At 63.3% G+C, this 13734-nt stretch carries 12 protein-coding genes, 1 tRNA gene and 1 pseudogene; 3 read left to right on the top strand and 11 right to left on the bottom strand.

Annotated features, from left to right (window positions below):
- Positions 1 to 30: 30 nt before the first annotated feature.
- From clpX to CKV91_RS05280, 3 genes are all read right to left on the bottom strand, one after another.
- The gene (clpX, locus tag CKV91_RS05290) at positions 31 to 1314 is read right to left on the bottom strand and encodes an ATP-dependent Clp protease ATP-binding subunit ClpX (protein WP_065860716.1); all 1284 of its coding nucleotides are present in this window, start codon (positions 1312 to 1314) and stop codon (positions 31 to 33) included.
- Positions 1315 to 1520: 206 nt separating this feature from the next.
- Positions 1521 to 2213 carry an ATP-dependent Clp protease proteolytic subunit gene (locus tag CKV91_RS05285; protein ID WP_021103061.1) on the bottom strand — a complete coding sequence of 231 codons (693 nt, stop codon included), beginning with the start codon at positions 2211 to 2213 and terminating at the stop codon, positions 1521 to 1523.
- An 8-nt stretch (positions 2214 to 2221) separates the two neighbouring features.
- Complete coding sequence (locus CKV91_RS05280) at positions 2222 to 2827, bottom strand: ATP-dependent Clp protease proteolytic subunit (RefSeq protein ID WP_036904039.1); 606 nt, start codon at positions 2825 to 2827, stop codon at positions 2222 to 2224.
- A gap of 126 nt (positions 2828 to 2953) precedes the next feature.
- Here CKV91_RS05280 and CKV91_RS05275 point away from each other — a divergent pair, with 126 nt between their 5' ends.
- On the top strand, positions 2954 to 3187 hold the full coding sequence (locus CKV91_RS05275) for a hypothetical protein (RefSeq protein ID WP_155944877.1): 234 nt from the start codon (positions 2954 to 2956) through the stop codon (positions 3185 to 3187).
- Positions 3188 to 3195: 8 nt separating this feature from the next.
- Here CKV91_RS05275 and CKV91_RS05270 read toward each other — a convergent pair whose 3' ends face one another.
- The 4 genes from CKV91_RS05270 to recO form a co-directional block, all read right to left on the bottom strand.
- The gene (locus CKV91_RS05270; RefSeq protein WP_021105394.1) at positions 3196 to 4521 is read right to left on the bottom strand and encodes an AI-2E family transporter; all 1326 of its coding nucleotides are present in this window, start codon (positions 4519 to 4521) and stop codon (positions 3196 to 3198) included.
- 247 nt (positions 4522 to 4768) lie between these two features.
- Positions 4769 to 6331, bottom strand: coding sequence for a trigger factor (gene tig / locus CKV91_RS05265; protein WP_065860715.1), 1563 nt, complete (start codon positions 6329 to 6331; stop codon positions 4769 to 4771).
- A gap of 225 nt (positions 6332 to 6556) precedes the next feature.
- Positions 6557 to 6630 (bottom strand) — tRNA-Gly (locus CKV91_RS05260).
- Positions 6631 to 6698: 68 nt separating this feature from the next.
- Positions 6699 to 7442, bottom strand: a complete 744-nt coding sequence (recO, locus tag CKV91_RS05255) for a DNA repair protein RecO (RefSeq protein WP_021103056.1) — start codon at positions 7440 to 7442, stop codon at positions 6699 to 6701.
- A gap of 275 nt (positions 7443 to 7717) precedes the next feature.
- Between recO and CKV91_RS05250 the strand changes: the two are divergent.
- Both CKV91_RS05250 and CKV91_RS05245 read left to right on the top strand, forming a co-directional pair.
- Positions 7718 to 8536: pseudogene (locus tag CKV91_RS05250) on the top strand (EamA family transporter); the annotation flags it as partial.
- A gap of 416 nt (positions 8537 to 8952) precedes the next feature.
- Positions 8953 to 9660: an isoprenyl transferase gene (locus CKV91_RS05245; protein ID WP_036904393.1), complete on the top strand. Its 708-nt coding sequence runs from the start codon at positions 8953 to 8955 to the stop codon at positions 9658 to 9660.
- Between the two features lie 134 nt (positions 9661 to 9794).
- Here the strand turns inward: CKV91_RS05245 and era are convergent, their stop codons facing one another.
- Genes era through CKV91_RS05225 form a run of 4 tightly spaced genes read right to left on the bottom strand, consistent with a single transcriptional unit; the run spans position 9795 to position 13696 of the window.
- The gene (era, locus tag CKV91_RS05240) at positions 9795 to 10817 is read right to left on the bottom strand and encodes a GTPase Era (protein ID WP_021105390.1); all 1023 of its coding nucleotides are present in this window, start codon (positions 10815 to 10817) and stop codon (positions 9795 to 9797) included.
- Positions 10807 to 12108 (bottom strand): hemolysin family protein, encoded by a 1302-nt coding sequence (locus tag CKV91_RS05235; protein WP_021105389.1) that lies wholly within the window; start codon positions 12106 to 12108, stop codon positions 10807 to 10809. The genes era and CKV91_RS05235 overlap by 11 nt, the downstream gene beginning before the upstream one ends.
- Positions 12105 to 12569 carry an rRNA maturation RNase YbeY gene (gene ybeY / locus CKV91_RS05230; protein ID WP_021105388.1) on the bottom strand — a complete coding sequence of 155 codons (465 nt, stop codon included), beginning with the start codon at positions 12567 to 12569 and terminating at the stop codon, positions 12105 to 12107. The genes CKV91_RS05235 and ybeY overlap by 4 nt, the downstream gene beginning before the upstream one ends.
- Positions 12566 to 13696 carry a PhoH family protein gene (locus tag CKV91_RS05225; RefSeq protein ID WP_021105387.1) on the bottom strand — a complete coding sequence of 377 codons (1131 nt, stop codon included), beginning with the start codon at positions 13694 to 13696 and terminating at the stop codon, positions 12566 to 12568. The genes ybeY and CKV91_RS05225 overlap by 4 nt, the downstream gene beginning before the upstream one ends.
- Between the last annotated feature and the right edge of the window lie 38 nt (positions 13697 to 13734).

Raw genomic sequence — 13734 nt, 5'->3', positions numbered from 1 at the left:
GTCAGGCAGACGCCTGCTGGGTCGAGTCCGTCAGGCGGACAGCCTGCCGCGGGCCACTCGAGCCCGGGAGGAGTACTTGCACCGAGCGAGGCCACGCACGGCGTCTGCGGTGACGACGACTCGTGCCACGTCCTGACGCGACGGCACCTCGTACATGACCTCCATGAGGGTCTCCTCGAGGATGGCACGTAGTCCACGAGCGCCCGTGCCCCGTTCCAAGGCCTTGTCGGCAACCGCGCCGATGGCCTCCTCGGTGAACTCGAGTTGCACGCCATCAAGCTCGAAAAGTTTCTCGAACTGCTGAGTGAGCGCATTGCACGGCTCGGTGAGAATGCTCATGAGAGCTTCACGATCCAACGGGTCCACCGTCGTGATCATGGGCAGTCGCCCAATGAACTCCGGGATGAGCCCGAACTTGTGCAGGTCCTCCGGGGTCGCCTGGGAGAGCAGGTCGTCCTCATCGACGACGTCGCAGCCGTCATCGACGTTGAACCCGACCGGACGGGCCCCAACACGCTGATTGATGATGTCCTCCAACCCAGCGAATGCCCCCGCGACGATGAAGAGAATGTTCGTCGTGTCAATCTGCAGGAAGTCCTGGTGCGGATGCTTGCGTCCACCCTGGGGCGGCACTGAGGCAGTCGTCCCCTCGAGGATCTTCAGCAGGGCCTGCTGGACGCCCTCACCCGACACATCACGGGTGATGGAGGGATTCTCGGACTTGCGGGCGACCTTGTCGATCTCGTCAATGTAGATGATTCCGGTTTCGGCGCGTTTGATGTCGAAATCAGCGGCCTGGATGAGTTTGAGGAGAATGTTCTCCACGTCCTCACCGACATACCCGGCTTCCGTGAGAGCTGTGGCGTCCGCCATGGCGAATGGCACATTGAGCCTGCGCGCCAAGATCTGGGCAAGATACGTCTTGCCACATCCAGTTGGTCCCAGCAGCAGGATGTTCGACTTGCCCAGTTCGATGTCGTCATCCTCGGCACGCCGGGCGTGGGACACCTCGGTGGCGGCGTGGATGCGCTTGTAGTGGTTGTACACCGCCACGGAGAGGGTACGTTTTGCTCGTTCCTGACCGATGACGTAGGTGTCGAGGAATTCGCACATCTCCCGTGGCCGAGGCAGATCCTCCAAGGAGGTCGTCTGGGACGACTCAGCAAATTCCTCCTCGATGATCTCATTGCACAAGTCGATGCACTCATCACAGATGTACACCCCGGGCCCGGCAATGAGCTTCTTCACGAGTTTCTGACTCTTGCCACAGAAGGAGCACTTGAACAGATCACTGCTCTCTCCCAGACGCGACATGCGGTTTCCACCCATCAGGATCAGATGTATTCGTCACGCGGAACACTGAAGAATACTTTTTACCGTTCAATGAACTTTAGCTCGCGGTGTGGTCCGGACAAAAATCTCGAATTGTCTGTGGACGAAACCACGGCATGGGGTATGCAAGGTGGTGGACAACTCCGGTGCCCACCACCTTCAGCACGTGCTCAGGCCATCACGGCCTCTCAGGCCACTCCGAAGATCTCGTCAATGAGACCGTACTCCTTGGCCTCGGGCGCCGTGAGGTACTTGTCGCGGTCGACGTCCTTGGACACCTGCTCCACACTCTGCCCAGTGGCCTCGGAGAGCATGGTTTCCATGAGACGACGAATTCGCTGGATCTCGTTGTCCAAGATCTCGATGTCGGTGGCCTGACCGTACGTGGCCTGCCCCATCGCTGGCTGATGGATGAGGATGGTCGAGTTCGGCAGCGCAAACCGCTTGCCCTTGGTACCAGCAGCCAACAACACGGCAGCAGCCGAGGCAGCCATTCCCAGGCAGACGGTCTGCACGTCGGGACGCACATACTTCATCGTGTCGTAGATGGCGCTCATCGCCGAGAACGAGCCGCCGGGTGAGTTGATGTACATGCTGATGGTGCGCTCCGGATCCATCGACTGCAGGCACAGCAGCTGGGCCATGACGGCATTGGCGATGTCATCGGTCACCGGGGTGCCAAGGAAGATGATGCGATCCTCGAAGAGCTTGGTGTAGGGGTCGACCCGGCGCACGCCGTAGGAGGTGCGCTCCTCCCACTGCGGGATGTAGTAGTCCATGGACGGGTTCATCGGCGCGGTGCCGGACGGTGTCGACTCGGATTCGCGCAGTGCAGCACCCGCCTGGGCTGCGTTGAAGTCAGCCATGTCGAAAAGATTCATGTCAGTCCTCACTTGCTGGGGGCGTCCTGGCTCAGATGAGCCGCGCTGGCATAGACGTGGTCGATGAAGCCATAGTCGAGTGCCTCGGCAGCGGTGAACCAGTGGTCCCGCTCGGAGTCCTCGATGATCTTCTCGACGCTCTGGCCGGTGTGCTCGGCGTTGATCTCGGCCATCTCACGCTTGGTGTCCTTGAGGAACTTCGCATTAATGGAGATCTCGGTGGCAGTGCCGCCCACACCGCCCAGCGGCTGGTGCATGAGGATCTTGGCGTGTGGCAGGGCGTAACGCTTGCCCTTCGTGCCGGCGGTGAGCAGGAACTGCCCCATGGAGGCAGCCATACCCATGGCAACGGTGACGACGTCGTTGGAGATCCATTCCATGGTGTCGTAGATCGCCATGCCGGCAGAGATCGATCCACCTGGGGAGTTGATGTACAGGTAGATGTCGGCGTTCGGGTCCTCGGCATTGAGCAGGAGCATCTGCGCGCACAGGGCGTTGGCATTCTCGTCCTTGACCTCCGAGCCAAGGAAGATGATCCGGTTGCGCAGCAGGGACTGGTAGACGTTGTCCGTCATGCCGACTCCAGCAGACGCGGCGTCAGCCATCCGGGGCATGTCCGGCGCAGTGGGTGCATTCATCTCGTTCACGCCTACGAAACTACCGCGTCAGATCAACACATTCGACGATCACCCCACCTTTTCGCCACAAGCCGGTTCACACTCGGACCATTCGGGGTGATCGTGGACCGTCCGCATGATCGTGGGCCCTCCGAGCTCGTGCACCTGGTCCGTGCGCACGAGAACTGGTCGCGGCCGAGCTCGTACGCACTGCGGCCAGCCAACCTCGTCACCACCACCCTCGCCGCTCACCGAGCCGCTCGGGCCGAGCGCATGGAGACGAGCACGAACGGCACCTGGTGCATGGCGACGACCTCCGCCCGGGCCGAACTCATGGAGACGAGGGGTCAGGAATGAGTCGAGGGTCAGGAATGCTTCGACGGGGCGGGCGGCCCCACCGCCTCCTCGGGATCGTTGGAGATCAGCGCGTTGACCCACCGCGAGTTGGGATCGTGGTCCAGCAGCAGAGACTTCACGAGCAGCGAGCAGGGCAGGGCGATGAGTGTGCCCAGTGCTCCGAAGCACCACCCCCACAGCAGCAGGGAGACGAATGACATCGTCGGCGTGAGCCCCACCGCATCACCGGCAAACTTGGGCTGGATGATCGACTGGATGACGAAGTTGAGCACGCTGTAGGAGACGATGACGGCCACGCAGGCGACCCAACCGTCTTGGAAGAAGGCCAGCATGGCCGGGGGGAGCAGTCCGACGATGAAGCCGATGTTGGGAATGTAGTTCGTGAGGAAGCTGAACAGTGCCCACACCCCGGCCAGCGGCACATCGATGATGATCAACGCCACCCAGTCGAAACCCGCCACGATGAGGCCGAAGACCGTGGTCACGAGCCAGTAACGGCGGATGCCGTGGGCGAAATCGCTGAGTCCCAGTGCCATCCGGGGCTTGCTCAGGGCGGTGAGCTCAAGGCGTCGGTGCATGGACGGGGTGTCCATCACCATGAAGATCATTCCCGTGAGGATGACGACGATGAGGGTGACGACGCTCGACGTGTCGGAAAGCACCGAGGACGTCACCGAGATGATCTTGCTCGTGTCGATTCCCTTGAGCTTCTCGGCGATGGCGTCCTCGCTGAAGCCGATCTTCGCCAACCCTCGAACGCTTTCCTCGTAGGTGCTCACCATCTGGGGCATGTACTTCTGCAATTCGGTGACGGTGGCAGCCACCGACCATCCCATCCCGACGAATCCCAGGGCCAGGACGATGAGTACCGTCAGCCCAGACGTGAGGGCGCCGAGCCAGGAGGGGAAGGAATGCTTCACCATCCATCGGTGAATCGGGTATGCCGTGATGAGCATGTTGAGCGCAAAGAACATGGGCGCAGCAACGTCGGAGAGCTCGTGCAACAGGCTGAGCACCAGCCATCCGGCAGCAGTGGTGATGAGAACGACGGTGATCGACGGCAGCGGTCGATGGACGACGGCATCGGGATCATCGGCACGACGCTTGTCGACGGCGTCCACCAGGGCAGAAGCCGCCTTCATGATGTCGCGCTGGTTGGCCTCCTCGGTGGCCACGACCTCCGCACGCAGCTCCTTCTTGAACTGCTCGGTGGATTGACGCACTGCCTCGTCCTCGGCAGCCTTGCGCTCCCTGCGGGCCACTTCTCGGCGTCGAGCGTTGTCGTTGATCCGTGTCCCTGACCAGAGGTCTCGAAGCTTCTGAGGCAATTCCATGTGCTCTCCTGCAGCAGAAATAGGGGACGGGACCAGCGCACGTGTGTGGCCGACCCGGTGAGAGATGCGTCATGACGGATACGCCGGTCTCATTCTGACAGAGTGGCAGCCAGTGCCCAAAGCGCGCCAGGTGACAGCTCTCTGACGAGGATTTCCGCACCGGACCGAACCCCTCTTCTCCCGGGAGACGGCACGGGCACCCCACTGTTGTGGGGTGCCCGTGATTCTGCGTCACTGTGCCGAGGGATCAGTCCTTCTCGGCGTCCTTCTTGTCCGCGGTCTTCTTCGCCGTGGCTTTCTTGGCGGTCGATTTCTTGGTTGTGGTCTTCTTGGCGGCTGGCTTCTTGGTCGACTTGGCCTTGGTGCTCGACTTCTTGGCCTCGTCATCAGCCTTGGAGCTCTTGGCGTCGGCAGCCTCGTCAGCGGTGTCGGCCTGGGAATCCTCAGCGGGCTTCTCATCCTCGGCCGGCTCGATGACGGCCCCGTCGGGACCGATGTGCTCAAGGTCGAGGACGGTGCCATCGGAATCCTTGACGGTGGCCTTGGCGACCATGTCGGCGAGGGCCTTGCCGCGACGAATCTCCTGCATCCACTCACCAACGAGGTTCTGCTCCATCATGCGCTGGGCCTCGACCTCCGGGGAGGTGCCATTGGCCTGGGCCTTCTGGAAGAGCAACTGGGTGAGGTCGTCCTGCTCGATCTCGAACTCGCCGTCCTCGGCAGCCTTGTCCAGGATGAGCTGGGCACGCAGGGCGTCGATGGAACGCTTCTCGATCTCTGCCCAGAAGTCGTCCTCGTTGTCCACGTCCTCCTCGGAGTCCTCGAGGTACTGCTCAACCGTGAGACCGGCCTGGGCGAGCTGCTGGGTGACCTGCGTGCGGCGAGCCTCGATCTGGGACTCGACGACCTTCTCGGGCAGGTCGAAGGACGTCTTGGTAAGCAGGGCCTCCAAGACGTTGTCCCGGGCGTCGGCAACCTGGCTCAGGCGAGCCTGGTTCTCCATGGACGTGCGCAGGTCCGCGCGCATCTCCTCGACGGTGTCGAACTGGCTGACGAGCTGGGCGAACTCCTCGTCAACCTCCGGGAGCTCCTGCTCGGACACCTTGGTGACGGTGACCTTGATGTCGGCCTCCTCACCGCGCAGTGCGCCGCCGACCAGGGTGGAGTGGAAGGTGGCGTCCTCGCCGGCCTTGAGCCCGATGACGGCGTCGTCAAGGCCCTCCAGCATGCCCTCGGCACCAACCTTGTAGGTGATGCCCTCGGCAGTGGCGTCCTCGAGGATCTCACCATCCTTGGAGCCTTCGAGGTTGATGACGGTGATGTCGCCCTTGTCGGCGGCACGATCCACCTCGGTGGTGGTGGCGAAGCGCTCACGCAGCAGCTCGACCTGCTTGTCGATGTCCTCGTCGGCGACAGAGAGCACCGGCACCTCGGCGGTGACCTCGGAGGCATCGGGAACCTCGAAGTCAGGACGCACGTCCACCTCGGCGGTGAACTCGACGAGTTCACCATCCTCCAGCTTGGTGACGTCGACCTCGGGCTGGCCCAGGGGAACGATCTCATTGTCCTGGATGGCCTGGTTGTAGGCCTCCGGGAGAGCATCGTTGATGGCCTGCTGCAGTACGGCGCCGCGGCCGAAGCGCTGGTCGATCACCGGGGCGGGAACCTTGCCCTTGCGAAAGCCGGGAACGCTCACCTGGGAGGCGATGTCCTTGTAGGCCTGGTCGAGAGTGGGCTTGAGCTCATCAAACGTCATCGTGATGGTGAGCTTCACCCGGGTGGGGCTGAGCTGCTCGAGGGTGCTGGGCACGAAAGGTCTCCTGAGTGGTCCGATATTTCCTCCGCCGGTTGGGCGGACACATGCTCAGCAATTCTAGCGAGATGGGTGGATGGTATCCAAGCCCGGTACCCACATGGGTCCAGCCATCACAGGACAATTCAGTGTTCGCCGGCTTGACTGGTGGGTTCGTCGGTGCCCACACGTCGCAGACATGGGATGCTCGGAAAACTGGAAAAGGCCCCTTGCGGGGCCTTCTGGAGCGGATGACGAGAATCGAACTCGCGTAGCCAGTTTGGAAGACTGGGGCTCTACCATTGAGCTACATCCGCATGTTCCACACGGAACTTGATCAACTGTACACGACCTGAGCGGACGCGTCACATCGTGGAGCGCCGCTTCATGACTCCTCCAGCAGCGGCAACGATCTCAACCCCCGTTCCAGATGCCAGGTGACGTAGGCCGAGACCAGACCAGCCGCCTCACGGATGACCACCATCGGCACGTCACGAACCGCGGGCCAGTCCCCCACCAGCAGGGCCTGAAGATAGGCAAGGGTCTCTGGACGTGGATGTGGGGTGGCGGGCGGCTGGCAATCCGCACACACCACTCCCCCCAAGCTCGGGGAGAATCCGGCGTGCGGCCCAGGACGCCCACACACGACGCAGTCCTGCAGGTCGGGTGCGTACCCGGCTGCCGACAACGCTCGCAGCAGGTAGGAGTCCATGATGGTCTCCGCAGGGCGCCGCCCGTCAGGGGTCCCATGACCCAAGGTGCGTAGTCCGCCCGCCAACAGGCGGTACTGGACCGGGTCGGGCTCCTTCTCCACCGGTACCAACCGATCGGCGGTCTCCACCATGACCTCGGCGGCGGTGAACAACTGGTAGTCCAGCCGCAGCGGACGTGAGTATGCGGTGATCGTCTCCACCTGCGAGACGACGTCCAGACTGCGTCCGACGACCAGTTGCAGGTCGACGTGGTTGAACGGGTCGAGTCGTCCGCCAAACTTGCTGGACGTGCGACGAACGCCTCGCGCCACGGCACGAATCTTTCCGTGGTCCCGCGACAGCATCGAGATGATGCGGTCGGCCTCACCGAGCTTGTAGGTGCGTAGCACGACGGCACGATCACGATAGGTGGGCATGCATCCCATTATGTGCCCGCACCACCAGCGCACCGCCTGCGTCCTGGAGCAACACCGTCGCGCCACCAATCCACCTTGCCATCAGGAGCGCCACCGGATCATCTGGAATGCTCACCAAGTCATCAGGAGTGCTCACCCATCTGGGGCTTCACCGGAACGGCTGCAATGGGGCGCGGCAGGTCACGAGGAGTCGGTCAACCGCTGTTTGGCAAGTGCTTTGGCCACTCGGAGTCCACCAACTAACATGGCCCCATGTGAATTTCGGTGTTCTTCTCATGCTCGCAGTGTCCATCTCGATCCAACTCGGAAACACGTTCGCCGCAGTTCTCTTTCCCACCGTCGGCCCGATGGGAACCATGACACTGCGCATGGTGATCGCAGCACTGCTACTGGCACCGGTGGCCCGTCCCAAGATTCACAGCCACACCCGCTCCGACTGGATCTCAGTCCTTGAACTTGCCGTGTGCTTGGGCGGTCTCAACATCTGCATCTACTACGCCCTGTCACACCTGCCCATCGGTGTCGCCGTCACCGTGGAGTTCCTCGGACCACTCACCCTTGCTGCCCTGGGCAGCCGCTCGTGGCGAGACGGTATCGCCATTCTCCTCGCCCTCACCGGCGTGGCAACGGTCTCTGGGGCGATCAACGCCGACTGGAGCCAGCTCGACCTCTTCGGGCTGGGCATGGGCCTGGCCGCCGGAGCCTTCTGGGGCCTGTACGTCAATGTGGCCCAGCGAGTCGGACGCACCTGGCCACAGGTCGAAGGGTTGTGGTGGGCCATCCTCATCATCGGTGTCGGCGTGACACCGTTCGGCATCGCCCAGGCCGGCTCCCACCTCGTCGCACCGAAGATGCTGCTCGCCGGCGCAGGAGTCGCCCTTCTCAGCTCGGCACTGCCCTACAGCCTCGAGATGTACGCGCTGCGCCGCATCAAGCAGAAGGTGTACGGGATCATCGTCGGTCTGGAGCCCGTGGTGGCAGCCCTTGCCGGCCTCATCGTGCTGCACCAGCACCTTTCCGGCACCCAGATCGGCGGTATAGCCCTGGTCATCGTCGCCGGCTGGCTCGTCCTGGCCCGTGACAAGTCCGAGGAGCAGACGCTCACCGTCGAGGCCGGGCAGGACGATGGAGGCAAGGACGTGGCTGCGGAGGATCCGGCACCTGCCGGAGCCGCGGCCGCGACCACGGCAGAGGCCGATGCACATGCCCACGCTGACCACTCATCGGCATCTGCCGAGCCGCACAACAACGCATGATCCCCTGTGGTCGTGAGGTTCTGGCCCCAGCCAGTCCGCCCCCGTGCCTGAATCTGCCCCGTGTCTGAATCTGCCCCCGTGCCTGGCGTGACCGACCCCGCGCCTCGCTGCAGTTGACTCCGACCTTGGCCAAGTAGGCTGGCTCCATGCCATCGACCTCTCGTCCTGCCAAGCACGGCCCCACCCCCCATCCTTCGGGTGCCCGTCCGCCGAGACTTCCCGCCGAACTCATCCCCCGCCATGTCGCCATCGTCATGGACGGCAATGGTCGATGGGCCAAACAGCGCGGTCTCAAACGCACCGACGGGCACGCCCAAGGGGAGTTCGCCCTCTTCGACGTCATCGAAGGGGCCATCGAGATGGGCATCCCGTATCTCTCCGCATATGCGTTCTCCACCGAGAACTGGAAGCGCTCTCCCGAGGAGGTCCGCTGGCTCATGGGTTTCAATCGCGACGTCATCCACCGCCGCCGCGACCAACTCGACGCCCTGGGGGTACGGATCCGATGGGCCGGACGCCGCCCGAAACTGTGGAAGTCCGTCATCAGGGAGCTGACGCAGGCCCAGGAGCTGAGCGCCGACAACACGGTGCTCACCCTGCAGTTCTGCGTCAACTACGGGGGACGCGCCGAGATCGTCGACGCCACGCGTGAGATCGCCCGTCAGGCCGCCGAGGGCCGGATCGACCCCGACCACATCTCGGAGAAGACCTTCCGCACCCACCTCGACGAGCCCGAGATCCCCGACGTCGACCTGTTCTGGCGATCGTCGGGCGAACAGCGACTCTCCAACTTCCTGCTCTGGCAGAACGCGTATTCCGAAATGGTGTTCTCCGACAAGTTGTGGCCCGACGTCGACCGTCGTGATCTGTGGGAGGCAGTCGTCGAGTACGCCTCCCGCGACCGCCGCTTCGGCGGGGCCATCCCCAACGAGGTCGCCGGGAGCGCGGACGAACGACGCTGAGTGTTGACCCGGCAAGTGAGTGCTGACCCCGGCATGTGCGTCATCCAAGAACCCCGGTTGCCCAGCGGTTCGGCCTGTTCTGCTCGAGGGGCATCGGAATCCAGTTCACGACAGTGCGCTGCCCGTACCCCGGTTCAGAACCCCAACCGATTGAGGTACCTGGGGTCGGACTGCCAGTCCTCCAGCACCTTGACCTGAAGGTCCAGATGCACGGGGGTGCCCAGCAGGGCCGAGATGTGGCTGCGGGCCCGAGTGCCGACCTCGCGAATGTGTGAACCCTTGGCGCCGATGAGGATGCCCTTCTGGGAATTGCGCTCCACGACGATGTTGGCCACGACGTCCAGCAGCGGGCGATCCTGCGGACGTCCCTCCCGGTTGCCCATCTCGACGATCTCCACCGCCACCGAGTGCGGCAACTCGTCACGCAGATCCTCCAGGGCCGCCTCACGAATGAGCTCGGCCACCAGCGTCTCGGTGGGCTCATCGGTGATCTCGCCATCGGGATAGTACGCCGGCCCCTCCGGCAACAGGTCGATGACGATGTCACGCACCTCGTCGACCTGGCTTCCCTCCAGGGCCGAGCACGGCACGATCTCGGCGAACGTCACGCCGGTCTGCTGCTCCAGCTCGGTGATCGAGGCAAGGTGCTCGGCCATCCGCCCCGAGCTCACCAGATCGGATTTCGTGGCCAGGGCGATGAGTGTGGGCCGGTGGGCGAGTTCGGCGATCTGGGAGACGAGGTAGGCGTCACCCGGCCCGATGCGCTGGTTGGACGGCAGGCACACCCCGATGACGTCCACCTGCGACCAGGTGTCGAAGACGAGGTCGTTGAGCCGTTCGCCCAGCAGGGTACGCGGTTTGTGCAGACCGGGGGTGTCGATGAGGACGAGCTGGGCCTGCGCCGTGCTCACCACGCCACGGATGACGTGGCGAGTGGTCTGCGGCTTGGAACTCGAAATGGCGATCTTGGAGCCGACCAGGGCATTCGTCAGCGTCGACTTGCCGGCATTGGGACGGCCCACCAGGCACATGAACCCGGAGTGGAAACCGGGGGTGGTGGCCTCGGCGACCCGTGCCGCGACGTAGTCGACGTCGCTGAGGCTCTCCTCGTCGCCATCCATGAGATCGGCCAAGGACGGCATCTGCTCATCGGTCATCGTCGTTCTCCTGTTCCATGCTGTCCTCGGGTGCCCGGCGTACGACGTACGTGGCCACCTGGTGACGTCGTCCCGTGGTCTTGTCGGCAGTGATCTGCAAACCCTCCCACACGATGGAGGACCCAGCGATGGGAACCACGGAAAGTTCCTTGGCGACCAGACCACCGACCGTCTCGACGTCGTCGTCGTCGACATCGAGGTCGAAGAGCTTGCCCAGATCATCGACCTGCATGCGAGTCGGCACCCGGAACACCCCGTCCTCGAGCTGCTCGGTCTGGGTGGGCTCGGGATCGTACTCGTCGATGATCTCGCCGACGATCTCCTCCAGGATGTCCTCGATGGTGGCAAGTCCCGCCGTCCCGCCGAACTCGTCCACGACGACGGTGATGTGGTTGCGGGCCATCTGCATGTCCTTGAGCACCCCGTCGACCGGGCGGGAGTCCGGGGAGAACACCGCAGGGCGCATGATGGACGACACGGTCTCACTGCGATCGGCGTCCGGCTTGTCCTGCAGCCGCTTGACGATGTCCTTGAGGTACAGCACCCCCTGAACGTCGTCCAACCCCGCGCCGATGACCGGGATGCGGGAGAATCCGGACCGCAGCGCCAGGGAAAGGGCCTGACGCAGATTCCTGTCTGCCTTGATGAAGACGACGTCGGTGCGCGGAACCATGACTTCCTTGAGCAGGGTGTCACCCAGGTCGAACACCGAATGGATCATGTCGCGTTCGTCGGCCTCGATGAGGTCGCTGGACTCCGCGTAGTCAACCATTTCGCGCAGTTCCGACTCCGTGGTGAATGGTCCGTCGGCAAAACCCTTCCCGGGGGTCACGGCATTTCCCACCAGGATGAGCACCTGCGCCACCGGGGCCAGGACGGTTGCCATCCCGGCCCACAGACGTGACCAGAACATGCACACCTTGACGTCGTGCTGTTTGCCCAGGGTCCGTGGGGTGACACCCCACATGAGGAAGCTCACCGCGACCATGATCGCCCCGCTCACCAGGACCTGCTGCCACACGGCGTCGAACTGTCCGAAGATGACGACGGCCACCAACAGCACCGAGGCAATCTCGGCACAGGTGCGCAGCAGTGTCGAGGCATTGACGTAGGGAGCCGGGTCGGAGGTCATGTCGATCAACCGGCGATGGGAGGCTCTGCCGTCCTCGGCGAGTTCCACGGCCCTACTGTGCGACAGATGGTCCAAGGCAGCTTCGGCATTGGCACACAGACTCGCGATGATCGCGAACAGCAGTGCCAGGACGAGGTCGATCCACTGATTCTGGGTCATTGGCCACCCGCCTGACGGTGTTCGTCCCAGGCGGCGATGATCTCGTCGTTGAGGCCGAACATGATGCGTTTCTCCTCGGGCTCGGCATGGTCATGGCCCAACAGGTGCAGCAGACCGTGGATGAGCAGGTACTCCGCCTCACCGTCGGGGGTACGACCGTTCTCGGGAGCCTGGTGGGCCGTGACGGCAGGACACAGGACGATGTCACCGAGCACCCCGGTGGGTGGTGTCTGCCCGTCGGCCGGGACACGAAGCTCGTCCATGGGGAAACTCAGCACGTCGGTCGGGCCGGGAAGCCCCATGAACTTCTCGTGGTAGGCCGACATGGCCGTCTCGTCCACGAGAAGGATCGACAGTTCGGCACTGGGATGGATCCGCAACCAGTCCAGGGCAAAGGTCGCCAGGCCCACCAGTCGCTGTTCGTCAACCTTCTGGTCGGATTCGTTGATGATGTCGATCATGCATTCCTCCTGGGGGTTGCGTGGTCCCCGTCCTCACTGGTCCGCAGGTGCGTGGTGCCGGACTGACGCTCGGTGATGGTTGCCATGTGGGTCCTGGCATCTGCGATGACCCTGCCCGGACCTCTGCTCCCCGAGTCATGTTCCATCTTCTGTGCATCGTAGTGGTCGTAGGCGGCGACGATACGTCCCACCAGTTCGTGGCGTACCACGTCGGTGCTGGTGAGATTGCAGAAGGCGATGTCGTCGACACCGTCCAGGATTCCCCGTACCACTCGCAGGCCCGACTGCATCGAACCGGGAAGGTCGGTCTGGGTGATGTCTCCGGTGACGACGATCTTCGACCCGAACCCCAGTCGGGTGAGGAACATCTTCATCTGCTGTGGCGAGGTGTTCTGGGCCTCGTCGAGGATGACGAAGGCGTCGTTGAGGGTACGACCACGCATGTACGCCAACGGAGCCACCTCGACGGTACCCGAATCCATGAGCCTGGGGACGGCGTCCGAACCCACCATGTCGCGCAGCGCGTCATGGAGCGGACGCAGGTACGGGTCGATCTTCTCGGTGAGGGTACCGGGCAGGAACCCCATCTTCTCGCCGGCCTCCACTGCTGGACGAGTGAGGATGATCCGGCTCACCTTCTTGGCATGCAGTGCCTGCACCGCCTTGGCCATGGCCAGATACGTCTTCCCGGTGCCGGCCGGGCCAATCCCGAAGACGATGGTGTTGGCATCCATGGCGTCGACGTAACGCTTCTGGTTGCGAGTCTTGGGGCGGATGACGTGGCCGTGATGGCTGATGATGTCGGCCGTCATCACCTGCGCCGGGGCCTCGCCCTTGCGGGTCATGGTGACGATGCGATCGACGTCATCGATGCGCAGTGAATGCCCGGTGCGCAGAATCGTCACCATCTCGGTGAGGACCTCGGTGGCCTCACTCACATGATCCGGGGAACCGGACAGACGGACCTCATTGCCACGTACCAGGATCTCCGCGTCCAGATCGTCCTCCAGCCGACGCAGGAATTCGTCACTGGGGCCAACCAGACTGATCATGGGGACACCGGCGGGAACGGTGAAAACGCGAGTGGCAGGTGCATTGGGTGTTGTGGTGCTCAGGACAATCTCCATGGGTGCTCGCGTGCCAGATACCCTTCAACTGTAGTCGA

Origin of the sequence: Cutibacterium granulosum, from assembly GCF_900186975.1 — a bacterium.
Taxonomy (GTDB): domain Bacteria; phylum Actinomycetota; class Actinomycetes; order Propionibacteriales; family Propionibacteriaceae; genus Cutibacterium; species Cutibacterium granulosum.
The sequence above is the reverse complement of the archived record's forward strand: the minus strand, read 5'-3'. Positions and strand labels throughout refer to the sequence as shown.

What these genes read in the sequence shown, in the direction of transcription:
- clpX (WP_065860716.1), bottom strand. Translation starts at nt 1,314, where the DNA reads ATGTCGCGTCTGGGAGAGAGCAGTGATCTGTTCAAGTGCTCCTTCTGT.
- CKV91_RS05285 (WP_021103061.1), bottom strand. Translation starts at nt 2,213, where the DNA reads ATGAATCTTTTCGACATGGCTGACTTCAACGCAGCCCAGGCGGGTGCT.
- CKV91_RS05280 (WP_036904039.1), bottom strand. Translation starts at nt 2,827, where the DNA reads ATGCCCCGGATGGCTGACGCCGCGTCTGCTGGAGTCGGCATGACGGAC.
- CKV91_RS05270 (WP_021105394.1), bottom strand. Translation starts at nt 4,521, where the DNA reads ATGGAATTGCCTCAGAAGCTTCGAGACCTCTGGTCAGGGACACGGATC.
- recO (WP_021103056.1), bottom strand. Translation starts at nt 7,442, where the DNA reads ATGCCCACCTATCGTGATCGTGCCGTCGTGCTACGCACCTACAAGCTC.
- CKV91_RS05245 (WP_036904393.1), top strand. Translation starts at nt 8,953, where the DNA reads ATGGACGGCAATGGTCGATGGGCCAAACAGCGCGGTCTCAAACGCACC.
- era (WP_021105390.1), bottom strand. Translation starts at nt 10,817, where the DNA reads ATGACCGATGAGCAGATGCCGTCCTTGGCCGATCTCATGGATGGCGAC.
- CKV91_RS05235 (WP_021105389.1), bottom strand. Translation starts at nt 12,108, where the DNA reads ATGACCCAGAATCAGTGGATCGACCTCGTCCTGGCACTGCTGTTCGCG.
- ybeY (WP_021105388.1), bottom strand. Translation starts at nt 12,569, where the DNA reads ATGATCGACATCATCAACGAATCCGACCAGAAGGTTGACGAACAGCGA.
- CKV91_RS05225 (WP_021105387.1), bottom strand. Translation starts at nt 13,696, where the DNA reads ATGGAGATTGTCCTGAGCACCACAACACCCAATGCACCTGCCACTCGC.